Annotated in this window: 16 protein-coding genes and 1 pseudogene; 2 read left to right on the top strand and 15 right to left on the bottom strand. The window is 32.4% G+C overall.

Annotated elements, in window-relative coordinates; all coding sequences use genetic code 11:
- Window positions 1–268: 268 nt before the first annotated feature.
- The 3 genes from V5784_RS10100 to V5784_RS10090 form a co-directional block, all read right to left on the bottom strand.
- Window positions 269–418 carry a recombinase family protein gene (locus V5784_RS10100; RefSeq protein WP_336888890.1) on the bottom strand — a complete coding sequence of 50 codons (150 nt, stop codon included), beginning with the start codon at window positions 416–418 and terminating at the stop codon, window positions 269–271.
- 328 nt (window positions 419–746) lie between these two features.
- Window positions 747–2,120: a hypothetical protein gene (locus V5784_RS10095; protein WP_336888889.1), complete on the bottom strand. Its 1,374-nt coding sequence runs from the start codon at window positions 2,118–2,120 to the stop codon at window positions 747–749.
- Window positions 2,121–2,134: 14 nt separating this feature from the next.
- Window positions 2,135–3,226, bottom strand: coding sequence for an amidohydrolase (locus tag V5784_RS10090; RefSeq protein ID WP_336888888.1), 1,092 nt, complete (start codon window positions 3,224–3,226; stop codon window positions 2,135–2,137).
- A 380-nt stretch (window positions 3,227–3,606) separates the two neighbouring features.
- Here V5784_RS10090 and V5784_RS10085 point away from each other — a divergent pair, with 380 nt between their 5' ends.
- On the top strand, window positions 3,607–3,813 hold the full coding sequence (locus V5784_RS10085) for a hypothetical protein (RefSeq protein ID WP_336888887.1): 207 nt from the start codon (window positions 3,607–3,609) through the stop codon (window positions 3,811–3,813).
- Window positions 3,814–4,965: 1,152 nt separating this feature from the next.
- Here the strand turns inward: V5784_RS10085 and murI are convergent.
- From murI to V5784_RS10045, 8 genes are all read right to left on the bottom strand, one after another.
- Complete coding sequence (gene murI / locus V5784_RS10080) at window positions 4,966–5,781, bottom strand: glutamate racemase (protein WP_336888886.1); 816 nt, start codon at window positions 5,779–5,781, stop codon at window positions 4,966–4,968.
- A gap of 76 nt (window positions 5,782–5,857) precedes the next feature.
- Window positions 5,858–6,178: a DUF3870 domain-containing protein gene (locus V5784_RS10075; RefSeq protein WP_336888885.1), complete on the bottom strand. Its 321-nt coding sequence runs from the start codon at window positions 6,176–6,178 to the stop codon at window positions 5,858–5,860.
- Window positions 6,179–6,542: 364 nt separating this feature from the next.
- Window positions 6,543–7,958: a sodium:alanine symporter family protein gene (locus tag V5784_RS10070; protein WP_336888884.1), complete on the bottom strand. Its 1,416-nt coding sequence runs from the start codon at window positions 7,956–7,958 to the stop codon at window positions 6,543–6,545.
- A gap of 153 nt (window positions 7,959–8,111) precedes the next feature.
- Window positions 8,112–8,651 (bottom strand): hypothetical protein, encoded by a 540-nt coding sequence (locus tag V5784_RS10065; protein ID WP_336888883.1) that lies wholly within the window; start codon window positions 8,649–8,651, stop codon window positions 8,112–8,114.
- Between the two features lie 23 nt (window positions 8,652–8,674).
- The gene (locus V5784_RS10060; protein WP_336888882.1) at window positions 8,675–9,730 is read right to left on the bottom strand and encodes a M20/M25/M40 family metallo-hydrolase; all 1,056 of its coding nucleotides are present in this window, start codon (window positions 9,728–9,730) and stop codon (window positions 8,675–8,677) included.
- 140 nt (window positions 9,731–9,870) lie between these two features.
- Window positions 9,871–10,695, bottom strand: coding sequence for a DNA-binding domain-containing protein (locus V5784_RS10055; RefSeq protein ID WP_336888881.1), 825 nt, complete (start codon window positions 10,693–10,695; stop codon window positions 9,871–9,873).
- The gene (locus tag V5784_RS10050; RefSeq protein ID WP_336888880.1) at window positions 10,692–11,096 is read right to left on the bottom strand and encodes an ATP-binding protein; all 405 of its coding nucleotides are present in this window, start codon (window positions 11,094–11,096) and stop codon (window positions 10,692–10,694) included. Before V5784_RS10050 ends, V5784_RS10055 begins: the two co-directional genes overlap by 4 nt.
- Window positions 11,097–11,149: 53 nt before the next feature.
- Window positions 11,150–11,959 carry a hypothetical protein gene (locus V5784_RS10045; protein ID WP_336888879.1) on the bottom strand — a complete coding sequence of 270 codons (810 nt, stop codon included), beginning with the start codon at window positions 11,957–11,959 and terminating at the stop codon, window positions 11,150–11,152.
- Between the two features lie 269 nt (window positions 11,960–12,228).
- Between V5784_RS10045 and V5784_RS10040 the strand changes: the two are divergent.
- Window positions 12,229–13,184 (top strand): annotated as a pseudogene (locus V5784_RS10040) (arginine deiminase-related protein).
- A 776-nt stretch (window positions 13,185–13,960) separates the two neighbouring features.
- Here V5784_RS10040 and V5784_RS10035 read toward each other — a convergent pair.
- The 4 genes from V5784_RS10035 to V5784_RS10020 are packed head-to-tail and all read right to left on the bottom strand — an operon-like array spanning window position 13,961 to window position 17,038.
- The gene (locus tag V5784_RS10035) at window positions 13,961–14,950 is read right to left on the bottom strand and encodes an aminoglycoside phosphotransferase family protein (RefSeq protein WP_336888878.1); all 990 of its coding nucleotides are present in this window, start codon (window positions 14,948–14,950) and stop codon (window positions 13,961–13,963) included.
- The gene (locus tag V5784_RS10030) at window positions 14,931–15,602 is read right to left on the bottom strand and encodes a TIGR04282 family arsenosugar biosynthesis glycosyltransferase (RefSeq protein ID WP_336888877.1); all 672 of its coding nucleotides are present in this window, start codon (window positions 15,600–15,602) and stop codon (window positions 14,931–14,933) included. The genes V5784_RS10035 and V5784_RS10030 overlap by 20 nt, the downstream gene beginning before the upstream one ends.
- A complete protein-coding gene (locus tag V5784_RS10025) occupies window positions 15,602–16,276 on the bottom strand; it encodes a TIGR04283 family arsenosugar biosynthesis glycosyltransferase (RefSeq protein ID WP_336888876.1) in 675 nt (224 codons plus the stop codon). Before V5784_RS10025 ends, V5784_RS10030 begins: the two co-directional genes overlap by 1 nt.
- 12 nt (window positions 16,277–16,288) lie before the next feature.
- Window positions 16,289–17,038 (bottom strand): EI24 domain-containing protein, encoded by a 750-nt coding sequence (locus V5784_RS10020; RefSeq protein WP_336888875.1) that lies wholly within the window; start codon window positions 17,036–17,038, stop codon window positions 16,289–16,291.
- Between the last annotated feature and the right edge of the window lie 306 nt (window positions 17,039–17,344).

Below are 17,344 nucleotides of genomic sequence, written 5' to 3'. Positions count from 1 at the left end.
ATATTCTCTAATTAGCTCTTTTCGTGCTAATTCATCAGGGGATAAATCTTTTCTTCTTTTTCTCATAAAAAAACCTCCAAATTAATGTAATTGTAGTTTACACTAATTTGGAGGTTTACACAAAATATGAGACAGACCCCTTTAAGACTTTGTTTTCAATGGACGCAAGCCATCTTTACTTACTTTTTTCTCTTCTTAAAAAACATATTTCCCCAAGAAATTGACATGGCTACTTCCTAGAGGACTAACTCTTTTGTATTGCTTCTCATCAAACCATTATTCTGTTCTCACGGTTTGATATATTTTTTCCTGTTGATTTATCTGCAAATGTTTTATGAACTCCATATTTTTCTAATACATTAGTCTGTATTTCTAAATTTTGATCTGTAGTTGAAACTCTTGCATATCCAAACTTCATAAAATAACCTCCGCAACCCATATTTTTGACACATAGATTTTGATAATAGTTTTAGTAATAGTTTTGCTGATACTTATGAGACTATTCTCTTTATAAATTGGTTTCAAAACTACCTTTAAATTTTAAAATTCAAAAATTATAGTTTATGAGAAAATGGATAACATCAGCTAAACTGAGATCGTCCATTAAAATTAGTATATATCTGAATTGAAATTATGGGACAATTTTCCAATGTGGGGTTTTCGGGAAAAAAAACGGAGAGTGGCCTAAAGAAGAAAAACTTAAAAAGTGACACCAGACAAATATCTGCCTGATGTCACTTTTTATTTTATGTCCAGTTGATAGCTACCCCTACCACAATAGAGATCGACCCTATGATTACCCAAATAAGAAATATTGGAGTTACAAATTTAAGCCATTTTTCATACGGTATCTTAGCTACTCCCAATACAGCCATTAAAACTCCTGAAGTTGGGATTATTATATTTGAAAAACCATCCCCATATTGGTATGCAGAAACAGCTATCTGTTTGCTTACATTTACCACCTCAGCCATAGGTGTCATTAATGGCATTACTATCATGGCCTGGCCTGAACCTGATGGTACAATAAAGTTGAAAAGCAGATTAGCAAAAAACATTCCCACAGCAGATATAGTTGAAGGTAGGTACATTAATGGAATTGTTATATAGTGAATTATTGTATGAATTACATTACCATCTGTTAACACTATTGTTATTGCTCTAGCAAATCCGATAATTAGGGCACCATAAACCATACTCTGAGCTCCTTTTATGAATGATTTTGACATATCATCTGGGTGGCTTCCAGATACCAGTCCACTCAAAATTGCCATAACCATCATTACCCCACTCAGATGACTCATTCCCCATTTATATTCATATGAACCATAGACATAGATAGCAAATCCTATTGTCATGATGATGAAAACAATCATATGCTTTACCTTAAACTCACCTTTTTCTTCTTTGGTACTATCTACCTCCCAATCTATATTATCCAAAACACTTTTTTTATTATCTGTTTCCACACGCTTAGCATACCTATAGACATAGATTATCGTGGATATCAGTATCGCTATACTAACCACCATTCTGAGCCCAAAACCTGACATTGGTTCTAAACCTGCTATCGACTGAGCTATAAGAGTATTAAAGGGACCCATTGGTGTTGTGGCAAAACCTGCATATGCTCCCAGGTACATCATCGCTGCTCCCACCACAGGGTCTAATTTCAACTTCTTAGCCACAGCAACTCCTATGGGTATAAAAGCTATGGATGAGTTCACCACTACCCCTAAAAGACCCAATATGTACATTATTACCATAACTACTGGAATTACCATTAGAGCTTTTTTCTCCAACTTGTCTATTGTTGTTCCTATGGCTAAATCAAGGGATTTCGTATCATTTATCACCTGAAAGAAGCCACCTACCATGAAAACCTGAAATATTACTTCAGCACTTTTTTTGAGACCTGTAGGAACCGATAATAAAAATTCTACAATACCTACCGGAGACTTTTCCACCATATGAAATGAAGTGGGGTCAATCATCCTTCCTCCTGGTACTAAGTCATATATTCCTGCAGGAATAAGGTATGTTAACGCTGTAGAAATTAAAATAAATATCATTATCAATGTGTATGTATGTGGTATCGCACTTCTCTTTATTTTATCCATCTCTCCTCCTTTTTTTATCCTAAACGACTAATAACTATCTTTTTTAAAATTTCTTTTCCATCTATTAATGCTTTTTTATCAAAGGTCATATCAGGATCGTGTAGTCCTGGTTTTAAATCTGCTCCAAGTCCTACATAAGCTGTTTTTATCCCTAAAACTTTATTGTAAAAATGGAAATCCTCCCCTCCTGAGGTCATCTGTGGGTCATCACATTCTCCTAAAACCTCCGTTATTGATCTTCTTGCTACTTCTATAAGTTCATCACTGTACTCTGCTGCAGGAATACCTGAAACTTCCATTCCCTCTACCTTGGCTCCCACAGATTCCACACCAAAACTTATAGCACTTTTACATTTTTCAAGGAGTTCTTCCATGAGATCATTGTCCTCAGCTCTCAGATCAAATGCCATCTCTACACGATCTGGTATTGTATTAAGAGCATTCCCTCCTGTCTCTATCTTTGTAACTTTCACAGAAAAACTTTTGCCAGGGTCCATCTTTATAGCATTGACACTATTTATTGCTATTACTGCTGCCTCAGCTGCATTTACTCCCATATGCGGCCTTGCTGCATGGCTCACTCTTCCCTTTACTTTCACCTCGATATTGTAGGATGAATTATGGATCAGTCCACAGGTTGCCCTTCCCAGGGGTTTTTCGTTAAATGGTCTGAGGTGTATTCCAAACATCTCATCCACCCCACTCAATTTTCCCGTCTCAATCATAGCAAGAGCTCCACTCCCTAGCTCCTCTGCAGGCTGGAAAACACCATAAAATGTACCTTTTTTTATACCATTTTCCATTATCTCTTTACAGGCAGCCAGCACCATAGATGAATTCGCATCATGACCACAAGCGTGCCTTCTGACAATCTCTCCCTCTATTGTAAACTCAAGAGCATCCATATCTGCTCTTAGAGCCACAGCTGGTCCCTCTACCCCACTACTATAAGAGGCTATAATCCCTGTGCCTCCCACTCCTCTTTCTACTTTCATCCCAATTTTTTCCAATTCATTTCCAATAAATTCTGAAGTTTCATCTTCACAAAATCCGCTTTCAGGAATGGAGTGTAACAAATCAAAACTTTTAAAAACATAATTTTCCATAAACATCCTCCTATTATTTTTCTATAAAATAAAAAATCTGACAACTACCACTTCGTTAAACAGAGTGGTAGTTAAGATTAATGTTAAACACAAAATTATTTTTTTCATAAATAATCCTCCTTAAAAAATAATTAAATAAATTTCCTTACACAAGTATATATATATATAAGGAAAATCCTTCAATAATTAATAAAATATTTTAATTAAAAGAGAAACACTTAAAATTGAAAGTTCCATAATATTCATTTTAGAACTTTCGTAAATAGATCTAATAAAATCAAGGCTCTTTCGAGAGTTTTTTTTATTTTTCTTCTCTTAAAAAAATGACTTCTTTAAAATTTCGAGTGAAACTTAAAATAAAATGAAAAAGGAGGAAAATAATGAAAAAAATATTATTAATCTTATTGATTAGTTTTAGCTTAATGAGTTATGGTAAATCAATTAATGGGTATCAATTACAAAACAAAAATGGGGTTTATTATGAAATAGATCAAGGAATTCCATACACAGGAGAAACTATTGTCTATTACGAAAATGGAAAAATTCAAGTTAAAGAGAATTATAAAGATGGGGAACAGATTCACTGATTTCATAAATAAAAGTTCCCTAATATTCTTTTTGGAACATTCTAAGTAGTTTTCATCCTTTTAGAAATTAAATATTTTTATCATTTTTTTTAACAGCATTCTTCTGTTATTCTCATTTTTTATACCTCTATTAAATTTAATTAAGATTCATTATAGCTTTTTATTTTCAAAAAGTCAATTATAAATAAAATAATCAATGAAAAAAAAGATTGACCTCAACTCCAGTAGGATACATAGTGGAGAGTCACTAAATATATATCACCCAAGATCTATATAAGTAAATCAAATAAATTTATGATATAATACTAAAGAAATCGATAGTGTATTTATATATGTAACTTAGAGGTTAAAAACGGCACTTACTACGGTACTTAAAGCCTCTAATAAATATTGTTATTATTTAGTAGGGGGAAAGAATGGTTTTCACTGAGGAACCACGACCCTTACAATATTAGTTAAAATGTATTTTAATGTTAGTTTTTACTTAATTGTGGAATTTTTATATTTAATATCCTAAAAGGACAAAGAGATTAAACTAAATCTATTTGTCCTTTTTTATTTGTGATGAAGAGGTTTTTGGGTTTAATAGCTCTAGATTGGTGGCAAAGAAAAGTCAGATTCTACCCGATGTGGGCATCACCAATATACTATTAGTTTACTATTATAAACATAGAATATTGTGATAGTCAGACCTTAGTCAGGCTCAAAAAAATATTTTCTTAGTGCATCTCTTTATCTCAGTTTCTCAAAGTTCTATGTTTATGAAATAAACTAATAGTTCTTTGGTGATAACCCTAGTGGTTGCTTAGTGCTGAATGTTTTTTTTAAATCACTGTAATTTTTAGGTAAAATAAGGGTATTTTCAACCCCCTTTAGGGTAATGAGTGGCCTTAGCCATTTATCACACCTCTATCCCAACAGTACCGATGGTTTTGAGCCCTTCATATTTAATGCATTTCAATGCTAGGGGTACAATCACAAGGGGAAGTTTTTAGGAGAGCGCAGGAGGGAAATGAGGAGGTATTTAGTGAAATTCGAAGAAATAGGCTACCTAATTCAAACCCACCTACCCCATCTTGGGGGTGGGTGGTGAATAGTATCATATATGAATATTACTCTTAAATTTTTTTTTACTTGTCTTAATTGCTCCCACTATACTTTTCGACCTGTTACCTGTAAATCTAATTCATATATACTGTCTATTTTTTTCCCTAAAAAATGCTCAGCAAAGACAGTGAAATTTTTACTATTTCCACTAACTATAAATTCAACCTTTGGATCGGTATTAGTTAAATTTTTTGGCTTAATCATCGAAAGTTCTTTCAACAGTTCTTTTGCAGTTTCATTAGCAGGATTGACTATATTTTTTTTGAAATATTTAGCTATATTATTCTCTACAATGGGATAGTGGGTACAACCTAAAATAAGGGTATCTATTTCATCAGAAATTTGTTCTACGTACAGTTTGATTATTTCATCGGTTAAATAATTCCCATAATGTTCCTCCCATCCATTTTCTATCATTGGGCAGATAAGTTTGCATCCTTTTTCAGTTAAAGTGTGAGCTTTAGTAGCTATTACATCAAATACATTTTTATATGCTCCCATTTTAGCGCTTGCAGGAGTTAGTATTACACCTATATTCTTATTTTGTGTAACTTTTAGTGCTGCTCTTATTCCAGGTTCTATTACACCTATGACAGGGATGGGAAATTTGTTTTTCATCATTTTTATCGATGCTGCAGTGGCTGTATTACAGGCTATCACTATGATATCAACTTCATTTTCATAAAGAAATTTTCCTATGTTTAAACAAAGTTCTCTAATTTCTATTTCTGTTTTATCTCCATAGGGAGCATTTCCATTGTCTCCATAGTAAATTATATGACTTGAAGGAACTATTCTTTGAATCTCTTTGAGGACAGTTAAGCCCCCTACCCCTGAATCAAACATACCAATCTTATACATTTTTACCTCCATTGTATGATAATAGCTTTATAAAAATTGTTGTTCCATATTTAGAAAATATATAGACAAAACTATTTTAAATATTATATTTAATTTTTTCCTTATACCTTCTCAGTGCATCCTTATAAGCTATAATAAATGCTTTTTTTGAGGCTCCAAAATATAAATCGTTAATTTTTTCAATGATTTTTTTTTCATTTGTGATTTTCTCTCCTACAAACAGACACTTTAAAAAATTTTTAGTTATCTCCAAAACTAAAGATCCCTCTACTTCTAAAATTTCCTCTGTGTTAGGGTCTATTATCATTCCTAAAGCAAATATTCCATATATTTTTGTTATAGCTGATTTTTCATGTGCCTTTCCATACCCTGATACGTATACATTTTTTTTCTTCAATTTATCCCCCTTATTTTTCAAAAAAAAAATCAGACTACTCCCTTGAAGAAGTAAATCTGACTCGAATAACTTAATAACTTCGTATATTCTAAGATATCTTACTTTTTTATAATAGATATAAAATTTTTAACATTTTATGACGTTTTATGACGTTTTGGTCCACTTATGATTAATAATAGTTTAAATTTATAATTTTGTCAACCTTTTAAATTTAATAATAAAAGCAGAAAAAAGTAGATGTTATTTTAGAACCATAGAGATCTGTGTCATCTGCTACAAAAAAAGTTCTTAGAATAAATATTCTAAGAACTTTATAAATTTTTTGAAATTAAAATTTTGGTAAGGCTAAATTGTTTTACGTATATTATATTCTTTCATCTTTACCTTCGTTTTCAATTTTTTGCTTCTTCTCTATATCCTTTAAATAGTATTTGCCAGGTGTGGTAAAGAATTCTTTAGTAAGAGTAACAACTTCACCACTAAGACGAGTTATCGTATACATATTAGGTATGATGATTAATGCCAATAAAAGATCTAAGAATTGCCAAAGCAATCTTGCTCCTCCTATAGCTCCTATAATGATAGATCCAAGGTATACATATCTCATAATCTTTGAGAATTTAAGACCAAAAAGAAATTCTGCCTGCTTCTCTCCGTAGAATATAATAACTATTATTGTTGAAAGTACAAAGAATAACAGTGATATTGTAACCATGTATCCTCCAAAAGCTCCAAAGTAATGGGTAAAGGCTGCAGCTGGAAGTCCCGACGGATTGTCAAGGGCACCAGGAGCATTCCATAGACCAGATGAAAGAATTACAAAGGCCGTAGCACTACAGATTACTAGAGTATCGATAATTATTTCAAATATTGTCCATAGTCCCTGTCTTACAGGATGATCATTTACTGCTGCTACATGGGCTATTGGTGCTGTACCCATACCAGCTTCATTAGAATATACTCCTCTAGCTACTCCCCAACGTACTGTAGCGGCTATAGCTGAACCGGCAAATCCACCAACTGCTGCCATAGGTGTAAATGCATAGGTAAATATTAGAAATAATACTCCAGGGATCTTATCTATATTCATTAATAGAATAATTACAGATGCCAGGATATAAACCCCTGCCATAAGAGGTACCAGCTTTTCTGTTACTTTTCCTATTCTCTTAATTCCTCCAATAACAACAACTGAAACTAGAATAAGAAGTAGTCCTCCTGTTATTGCAGGTGAAATGTTGAAAGATTCTTTGGCTGAAGCTGTGATAGAGTTAGACTGTACCATCACACTTGGTATGATTTCAAGCATAAGGAAGAATGAGAATAAAGTTCCTAGCCACTTCATATTCAGACCTTTTGTCATATAGGACATAGGTCCCCCTACATACTCTCCTTCGGAATTTTTCTCTCTGTATTTGTATCCTAAAACTACTTCGGAAAACTTTGCAGCCATTCCAAGGATCGCCATAATCCACATCCAAAATATAGCACCAGGACCTCCAAATATTATAGCAGCAGGAACTCCTATAATATTTGAAGCTCCCACTGTGGAAGCAAGTGCTGCTGTAACTGCCTGAAAGGGAGATACCGTACCCTCTCCGTCTTCTGGTTTACTTAGCATCTTTCCAAATGTTTGCTTCATAATATATGGTGCATATCTGATCTGAAAAAATCCCAATCGAATCGATAGAAATATTCCTCCAAAACTCAATAAAATCAACATGGGAAGTCCCCAAATCCAACCGGTTAGACTACTTATAATTGCTAAAAAACTATCCATAAATTACATCAACCTCCTAATAAATAACGATATTACACTCTGAAAACTAAATTTTATCCTTTGAGGATATTGTTAACAGTTTCATAAACAAACTTTGGTGCCACATCAAAGGAATATTTTTTTTCTAATCTTTCAGTGTACTGGTGGGCATCCTTACCAAATGGACCTATGTTTACAACTGGTAAATTTAGTTTTTGCATATCCTTTAATAGGAAGATCATACTTACTTCCAAAGGCAGGCATATTAAGAGTCAATGTGTTTAAAACTTCTTCGTCTTGAGGTGCCGAAACAAAACTTAGATCTGAGATGTAAGGATAGAATTTTTTATTTATAACATTGTATCCGTGATCATGGCTATCTATTGCTTTAGAAACAGATTCTAAAAGTAATCTTTCCTTGTGATTTGATCCATTAATATAGATATGTGGATAGTATGGCGGTGAATAATATAAGATTACTACTGGATCCTTATCCGACCAGAGAGCATGTACTTTTTCAACAACCTTCAAACCAAAATCTCTCTCATCTATCTCTTCTTTCCCTAGAAGCTCATTCTTATATTCTTCCACGGCTACTTCCAGTTTCTCTCCCATCTCTGCATGAACCAACTTATATAATTCTTCATAAGTTAATACTCTTGGAACCCATGGAAGTTTCGTATGAGGGAAGTTGCTGGCTGCACAAGACTTCACATATCTTTCATTAAGAAGTTCTACTACCTCTTCAAATGCCCCTCCGCAGCTCCCTTCATCTTCTCAAGTACCATATCAGGTGTACTTACATGGGTAGCGTAGTTAAAATAAAGATTGGCGGTTTTTGCAATCTGTACAGAATACTCCTCTTTTAAATCTCTGTTTCTGAGAGTGATTGGCGGCAGGGATACCTCTTTGTCCACGATATCTGAATACTCTATATTTTTATCTATCTCAGTTATGATAGCACTCGTAATTAAGTTTGGATCAAGTCCCTTATACGGCTGGCCAACATGTGTTTCTTTTCCTACCACATAGAAAGAAGGCATTAATTTTCCTACCGTTCCTACATATATATTTTTTTGCTCATCATTTTCATAACGAGGAGACATGTAGTCAGTATCCACTACTGCCTGATATTCAAACCCATGTTCTTCCTGAAGTTTTACAAGTTCTGGAACAAATGCCAACATTCCTCCTAAACTTTCTTCCTCATCTCCAACTGCTGCAAAGACAAGGTTTCCTTCAAATTCAGAAATATTCTCTGTAATATCTTCCATTATTGTCATAATAGTGGCAACTCCACACTTCATGTCAAATATTCCTCTACCAAAAAGCCAGTTTCCTGAATCGAGATTCTCTCTTACATCCGCTGGAAGCTTTAACTCCTTAAGCTTTTTTGCAAGTTCATATGGTTTTGTGGCATACTCTTCAAAACCACTATAGTCACTAATTCCAACAGTATCTGAATGTCCGATTAAAACTACAGTTTTATCACTGGGAGTTTTTTCTCCCTTAACTATAGCAACTACATTTTTTCGACCTAAGGTATCATTTTTAAAATCTAAATGGCTTAAAAGATTCGGATTTTTCTTATAATATGGCATATCAGCAAAGACTTCATATATCTTGTTACTGGCATCTATCTCCCCGCTTGTTCCTACAACACTTAGTATATTTGTCAATTCGATGGTTAACTTCTCAATTTTTTTCGATAACGTTAAATCCCTATTTGTTCCTAAAACACTAAGTACATTTGTTGAGTCGACTTTTAAATTCTCAATTTTTCCCTCTAACATTAAATTCCCCCTTTAAAATTTAGGTTTAGAAAAAACTTTTATATGGATAATTGCTAAAAAAAATCCATAATAAAAATCCCCTTACTATAGTATAGCGAGGGGATTCACTGAGCTTCATAGAGCTTCAAACAAAAATAAAATTAATTTTTTCGACACTGGACAAGAAGATTTTCAAAAAACTTAGTTGAACTTATTTTTCCTCCTGTAGGAGAGTGTCCTCTTAGTTTTTCCATTTCTAGATGGACTTCCTGGAAATCAAAAAGAGTATTGGAATATTTTATAAAAACTTCATTTAAATTATCTTCAATTCCAACATGAGAAATGGTTTTTAAACCTACAGTTAATGCTCTTCGAATTCGTTGCTTTAAAACCTTACTTTTAGAGTTTAAAAATTTTGAAAGGACTTCCCAAGGTTCACTGTTATTAATTTTTATACATTCACTACAGACGTCTAAGATATCATATTCTCCTTTTTCTCCCAAGATTCCTAAATTACTTAGAGTAAGTTGAATCTGTTCTGTATAATTAAAAATAGGAGAGTTTTTTTCTTTATATGAAGTTTGAAAGATGTCTTGAACCATAGAGATCTGTTTTTTTAAATTGATTTTTTCAGTCACTGATTTTATTATATTGATTACCTCTATTATATTAATTGGTTTATGAATGAAAAATTCTATTCCTGCCATATATGTTTGTGTCACCATCTGAGAGTTTGAAACCTGTGAGACCATGATACGAGATATATTAGGGTTATCTTTTAAAATGTTTTTGACTAAAGTGGCACCGTCCATACCTGGCATTAAATAATCCACCAATACAATATCCGGACAGTATAATCTTATTTTCTCCAGAGCCATAGCACCATCAAGAAAGGATCCAACTATTTTCCCTAGCTTATTATTCATAATAATGTCTTTTAAAATTCTGATAATACTAGGGTCGTCATCAACAATAAAGATTTTCATAAAATTTCCTCCTCTAAAAATATTCTAGGTAGTTTAATAGAAAATGTTGTTCCTATTTTGTATTCGCTATCTATTGATATAGTCCCTTTAAATTTTTCATCAATTAGGTCTTTAACAAGAGTTAGCCCTACACCTCTATTAATATCTCCTGTTATAGGGTCAAATTTAGTTGAAAATCCAGGACTAAAAATGTGTTTCAAGTGTTCTGGTGCAACTCCTGTTCCAGTATCTTTTACTGTAATTGTTATAAAATCTTCCTTTGCAGAAATATTTAAAATAACTGTGGGATTAAGTGAATGTTCTGAAGCTTCAATTGCATTCTGAACCAAATTTGAAATAATAGACATGAAATAATAGTGATTTTTTACACGGGCATTTCCAGAGAGAATACATTTAAACACTAGGTTTTTATTTTCTGCTAGCTGCTCTTGTATATTTAAATTAAGAAAATTGGTTAATGTTTTAAGTCTAAATCCGAAAGTTCCATAAGCTCTGGAAATGTTTTTTTAATTCCCTGTATTACACTAATATAACTTTTTTTTATCTCATGAACTTCTTTAGTGAGATTTAAAAGAGTTTCTCGAAGCTCAGACGAAATATTTTCTACTCCACCCATTTTATAAGCTTCAAATGATTTCCCCATAATTTTTTCAATATGTGCCATATTTTTTTTCATAAAATAAATTTCACTTTTAAATGTTGAAGTGAGATTTAGTAAATAACGGTATCGCGTCTCATGTTCTTGATTTATCAAAAATGATTGATAATGTTTCATAGAAATAATAAGGAGGAATAATATTGCACTTCTTAAAAGTGCAACGATTAAAAGACCCTTTAGGACGGTAATACTGATACCACCAAAGCCTCCTCTAAATAACATTTCTACAATATTTGATCCATAGTCACAAAATATTGTAATTATAATAAATTTTATCAAGGTTTTATTTTTTCTACGTTCATATAGATAATGGAAAATCAAACCATAGGTAAGGTAAAAAGGTATCTCTGGAAGGATCATACTGAGAGCCACATTGTAATCATACTGTGGTAAGAGAGTCACACATCGGACTAGAGGTGAAATAAAAGCTGTTACACTACATATGCTAAGTGCTCCTAAATTTTTTTTGAGATAGATAAAAAATGGAAGAAAAACAATGGATATTGTTACTATAAAGCCCACTTTAAAGATCGCAAGGTGAAATGTTGCTAAAGCTGCTATAATAAAGGATATCGTAAATAACTGATAAATTTTTGACCTGCTCATAGATTAATGCTCCTTTTTTTACATTTGTTTTTATAGATTTAATCAATAGATTATACCATCAATTATTGGTAAATTAAAATTTTAAAAAAGCTGTTATACTATTTATAACTAATTATTTTTGAAGTTCTGTGAAGTTCTGTGAATCCTTCCATTATACTTATAACAAGAAGATTTTTATTATGAATATTTTTAATATACTAAGAGAGTATATTAAATTATTTATAATAAGAGTATTATCTAAAAAAAATTTTACAAAAGGGGATATTAAAATGAATAATAACAGTAACACTTCTCAAATCACTGATACTATCTTAATGATTAAGCCGGTAGCTTTCAATTATAATGCTGAAACTGCGTCAATAACTACTACCAGACTGCTCCTGAGGGAGTAAATAATGACTCTATTCAGGAAAAGGCTTTGGCAAAATTTAATAATTGCGTAAATATTCTAAAAAACGTCGGTGTTGATGTTGTGGTTGTAGAAAATACTTTAGATCCTGCTACACCCGACTCTATCTTTCCAAATAACTGGATATCTTTTCATGGCGACGGCAGGATAGCTTTATATCCAATGTTTGCAAAAAATAGGAGACTTGAAAGGAGGATGGATATCTTGGATACCCTCCGTGATAAAAATTTTGAAATCAATGATATCTTAGATTATTCAAAGTCTGAGGAAAAAGGTGGATTTCTTGAGGGAACAGGAAGTATGATCTTAGATAGAACAGCAAAAAAAGTTTATTGTGCCCTTTCACCTAGAGCCGACCTTACTCTTTTAAATAAATTTTCCAGTGATTTAGGTTATACAGCTGTCCCGTTCAGAGCTTATCAATGGTCAGAAAACAAAAGATTAGCTATCTATCATACCAATGTTTTAATGGCTATAGGAGAATCATTTGCCATCCTTTGTACTAGCTCTATCGATGATTTAGAAGAAAAGAATAAAGTTATTTCAGAATTAGAATCTGATGGGAAAGTAATTATAGATATTACAGAGGAACAGGTAAATAATTTTGTTGGGAATGCTCTTCAAGTAAAAAACTCTGCAGGGGATAAATTTCTTCTTTTATCTACTACAGCTAAGGCAATCTTATCTGAAGATCAGAACAAAACCATAGAAAAAACTTCAAAGATATTAAGTGTGGATGTTGATACTATTCAAAAATATGGAGGAGGAAGTGTTAGATGTATGATGGAAGAAGTTTTCCTTCCAAAAACTAAATAAATTTTAAATAAAAAGATGATTTCTGTATTCTAAAGGAGTCATCTTTTTTTAATCCATGAAATAAAAGCTTTAGTCGCATAACTGAAACTTAGAGTTATAAATATAACTCTGTAGTTGAACTTAGTCAGATATTAGAGATTGTTTGAAATTACAATCTCAATATTATTGTAGATTACACAGATAGGGGCAGATTTTAACCGAGAAAAAAAGCTTCTCTCAGTGATCTCTGTGTTGATAGATCGTAAATCATTGTAATTTTTAGAAGAAATAAGGTTACTTTTACTACCTTTAAGGGTATCTTTAAACCCCTTTAGGGTAATGAGTGGCCTTAGCCATTTAGCACATCTCTATCCCAATAGTACCAACGGTTTCAAGGCTTCGTTATTTGGCATATTTCGATTATAAGGGTGTAATCACAAGGGGAAGTTTTTAGGGGGGCCTTAGGAGGAGCGTGAGAGGGAAAAAGCAAAAGAGAATAATTAACAATGCATAATGTACAATTTAGAATGAAAAAAAGGGTCACAAACCCTTGAACACGGAGAACACGAAGAGAAATAAAAGTTTTGTCGCATAACTGAAACTTAGAGTTATGAATATAACTCTGTAGTTGAACTTAGTCAAATATTAGAGATTGTTTGAAATTACTATCTCAATATTCCTGTAGATTACACAGACAAAAGCAGATTTTAACCGAGAAAAAGATGTTTTAATCAGTAAAAATCTTAGCTATTATCAGGTTTAATCCGTGGCTATGAATTTGTAGTTAGAGTCAGATTCTAACCTATAAATTCTTTCAGTAAGTTATTCATAAATCTTGGATCCAGGTATTCCTTTATCTTAGCGTAAGTATCCATATTTTTTATAGATTTTCCCGGATTTTGATATTCTAAATAGGCATACGCGCACCAACTTAGAGCTCTCAAATAAAGATATGGCCTGTATAATCTTACCCTTTCCCTTATATGTCTATCTCCTACTCCACTCTCATAAACTCTATAGAAATTTTCGATTTCTTCGGAACTAAGAAGGGTATTAGCCTTCCAAAGAGTTGTAGTGGGAGCTAAAAATTGAGTTATATCCTGACATGGATCGGATAATACCGGTTTTTCCCAGTCTATGAGATAATTTTTTTCCCCTATAATAAAATTATGGGAGTTAACTTCAGTGTTATTTATTGCTTTCCAAGGGTTTTCAATGAAGTATCTCTCTAGATGAGCATTTTTTTCACAGTAGTTTATAAGCTTTTCTAAGATTTGTTTTGTCTCTATATCTATGAGATTACTGTCCCAAACGTTTTTTAAAAGGTTGTTTCCTTCCTTAATTCTATCGCTGAATATATAATTTTCAGTGATAAAAGAATCAAAATCTTCTCTTTTTATGTCAAGGGAATGTATATTAGAAAATATTTTTGCAGCACTTTTTAGATCTTTGCGGTAATCCAAGGGTCTCCCTTCCAAATAATCCATTACTAAAATCCCATTGTTAATATAACTCTTACTACCGTCTACAAAATGAACTTTAGGTGTGCACCCTGATACCTCTAATCTTTTCAGGGCCCTATATTCGTATTCTATTTGATTGGCTAGACCTATTTGGCTGCCTGAGTTAACTCGGAATACATATTTATTTTTATTGTCTTCTAGAATAAAATTCTTATTATATTCTCCCTGAGCTAAAAAACGCAGCTTAAATTCTTTCTCTAAATTTAATTCTTTTAAATGTCCCGCTCTTATATAGCTGTATAAATCATCGATTAGTTTTGCCATCTATTCTTTCACCTAACCCTTCTACAAATTTTTCGGTATTTTTACAGACAGAAGTATTTTTAATTCTCTTATATAGATTTATTAAATCATCCTTTGTATCGATATCCTCTTGGATATCTATAAGATCTACATCTATTCCTTTTTTCTTAATCAGATTAATTGTTTTTTCAAATACAGATGCACTCCCCCATTTTATCTCATCACTGAAGACTATTTCGTGAATTTTTTTCATTCCGACTAAATAGTAGCCACCATCCAGGGTAGGTCCAAATACAAGGTCGCTCTTCTTTAATTTTTTTAAAGCGTTTTCGATGTCTGTTTCTGTTATCTCTGGAATATCAGCTCCAAACAATACAATATTTTCATAGCCCAGACTGAATAGATGAATGAAGACGTTTTTCATTTTCTCCCCCAGATTTTCTCCCCTCTGAGGAAAAGTTTCCACATCGTATGGGAGGATATTCTCTACAAGTTCAAGGGGACCTTCATCTCCGTAACTTAAGAATTTGTTTTTATCTGTACGCATTGTTAAAATGTCCTTTAAAAATGCTCTATGGAGATCAGCACACTCTTTTGAAGTTAAAAATCCTTCTAATCTAGTTTTAGTTTTTCCAGGCACAGGTATCCTACTCATTATAACAACTGCATCCATTAGCGTATCTCCCTATACATCTTATTTAGTTTTTCTGGTGAAACGCCAACCATATAGAGTATTTTCATCTTCTGCATCAAAAAAAATGTTTTGAATGCTCCTCCTTCTGTAAATCTTCTGGAGGAGGTTCCTATTTTCTCCTTAACCCTTGTAACTCTTCCTTTTTTTTTCAAATTCAATGAAAATTGAAAATCTTCCATTATTAGTATCTGGGGATATCCACCGATAGCATCGAATATGTCTTTTTTTACAAATATTCCCTGGTCCCCAAAAAATAATTTTATAAAACTGGCTCTTAGATTTGATGTGAATGCTATATATCTTAAAAAACCTTTATTGGAATCATGGAAATAGAGGGAAAAACCACCTGCTATACTTCCTTTTTTCACAGTTTTTTCTATTATTTCTAAAGAGTTTTTTGCCACAATACTATCTGAGTGAACAAACCAAAGAATATTTCCCTTGGCATGTCTGGTACCTTCATTCATTTGATTTGCCCTTCCTCTGCTATCCTGTATAACTTCAGCGTATTTTTCAGCTAGTTCCACTGTATTATCCGTACTTCCCCCATCTACAACTAGGATCTCCTTCTTTCCCGGAAGATCACTTAAATCTCTGAGTAAGTTTGCTATATTATTTTCCTCGTTTAAAACAGGAATTATTATTGATATCATAGACCTATACTCCTATTCCGTATCTTTTTCTTGTTTACTTTGTTCTATTAATTCTAATGTTCCAGTAGTGGTAGCTACTGCTGTTACCAGTGGTGCTATGAATATACCTATGAGAGGAATAAAGAGTAATATTGTAAACAACCCTCCGTTGATCAGAAAAAATATTGTATTTTTACGGATGATATCGGTTCCAGTCTGAAAATCGTGACGTTCTAGGGTATAGTCAATAAATGAAAACCCAATATAATATGACTGCACCATAAATAGTAATATTGGAATCACCGCATTTACAAGGGGAATAAAAAATAGAAGTAGGATGAGGCAAGTCATGATGAATTCCCTTAAAAATGACTTCAGTGTGACAACTATCCCTCTTTTAATGAAATATAAATTTTGCTTGAAACTAAAATTGAATTCGTTTCCTGTAATAATTGATTCTGTCCTCTCGGAGATATAACTTAAAAATGGAGAAAGAATAATTAAAATCAATGTTTTATAGATCAAATAATAGACGGCAAAAATTGTCAGATAGATAATAAATTTTAAAATAAACTGAATAAATGAATTTAGATTTCCCCCTAAAAGATTGTTTGCAAACTCAACCAGAGTTCCGCCAACAAATTTACTCAAAAAATAAAATAAGGTTGCGAGGATTATATTGATGATCCCCGGAATAAGATAAAATTTCTTCAGTTTGTTTTGACCTATGAACTTAAATGCTTTCATATAGTTGTTAAAGGTATAATTGATCTCTTTTAGCATGACTCACTCCCTATTGTATATGTAGTTTTTAAGATGATTATACTGCAAATAGTCTGCATTTACTAATTTATTTATTAGACTTTGGCAGGGTTTGTTAAATTTTGAGAGAACCTTATTAGTGTAGATGTTTTATGAACAAATGATATTATATAAAGTATACGATTATTATTGGTGTATAATCATTTCAAGTCGACCACTTGAAATAAAAAAAGACCTTTTTTCATAAAAACCGATATAATGTAGTTACGACAACAAACATTAAAGGAGTTAATTTATGAAAAAAGGATATAAACATTTTAGCATATA

The organism is Psychrilyobacter sp. (assembly GCF_037132775.1).
In the GTDB taxonomy this organism is placed as follows: domain Bacteria; phylum Fusobacteriota; class Fusobacteriia; order Fusobacteriales; family Fusobacteriaceae; genus Psychrilyobacter.
This window is presented reverse-complemented; position numbering and strand designations above follow the sequence as displayed.

What these genes read in the sequence shown, in the direction of transcription:
- V5784_RS10100 (WP_336888890.1), bottom strand. Translation starts at nt 418, where the DNA reads ATGAAGTTTGGATATGCAAGAGTTTCAACTACAGATCAAAATTTAGAA.
- V5784_RS10095 (WP_336888889.1), bottom strand. Translation starts at nt 2,120, where the DNA reads ATGGATAAAATAAAGAGAAGTGCGATACCACATACATACACATTGATA.
- V5784_RS10090 (WP_336888888.1), bottom strand. Translation starts at nt 3,226, where the DNA reads ATGGAAAATTATGTTTTTAAAAGTTTTGATTTGTTACACTCCATTCCT.
- V5784_RS10085 (WP_336888887.1), top strand. Translation starts at nt 3,607, where the DNA reads ATGAAAAAAATATTATTAATCTTATTGATTAGTTTTAGCTTAATGAGT.
- murI (WP_336888886.1), bottom strand. Translation starts at nt 5,781, where the DNA reads ATGTATAAGATTGGTATGTTTGATTCAGGGGTAGGGGGCTTAACTGTC.
- V5784_RS10070 (WP_336888884.1), bottom strand. Translation starts at nt 7,958, where the DNA reads ATGGATAGTTTTTTAGCAATTATAAGTAGTCTAACCGGTTGGATTTGG.
- V5784_RS10060 (WP_336888882.1), bottom strand. Translation starts at nt 9,730, where the DNA reads ATGTTAGAGGGAAAAATTGAGAATTTAAAAGTCGACTCAACAAATGTA.
- V5784_RS10055 (WP_336888881.1), bottom strand. Translation starts at nt 10,695, where the DNA reads ATGAAAATCTTTATTGTTGATGACGACCCTAGTATTATCAGAATTTTA.
- V5784_RS10045 (WP_336888879.1), bottom strand. Translation starts at nt 11,959, where the DNA reads ATGAGCAGGTCAAAAATTTATCAGTTATTTACGATATCCTTTATTATA.
- V5784_RS10035 (WP_336888878.1), bottom strand. Translation starts at nt 14,950, where the DNA reads ATGGCAAAACTAATCGATGATTTATACAGCTATATAAGAGCGGGACAT.
- V5784_RS10030 (WP_336888877.1), bottom strand. Translation starts at nt 15,602, where the DNA reads ATGGATGCAGTTGTTATAATGAGTAGGATACCTGTGCCTGGAAAAACT.
- V5784_RS10025 (WP_336888876.1), bottom strand. Translation starts at nt 16,276, where the DNA reads ATGATATCAATAATAATTCCTGTTTTAAACGAGGAAAATAATATAGCA.
- V5784_RS10020 (WP_336888875.1), bottom strand. Translation starts at nt 17,038, where the DNA reads ATGCTAAAAGAGATCAATTATACCTTTAACAACTATATGAAAGCATTT.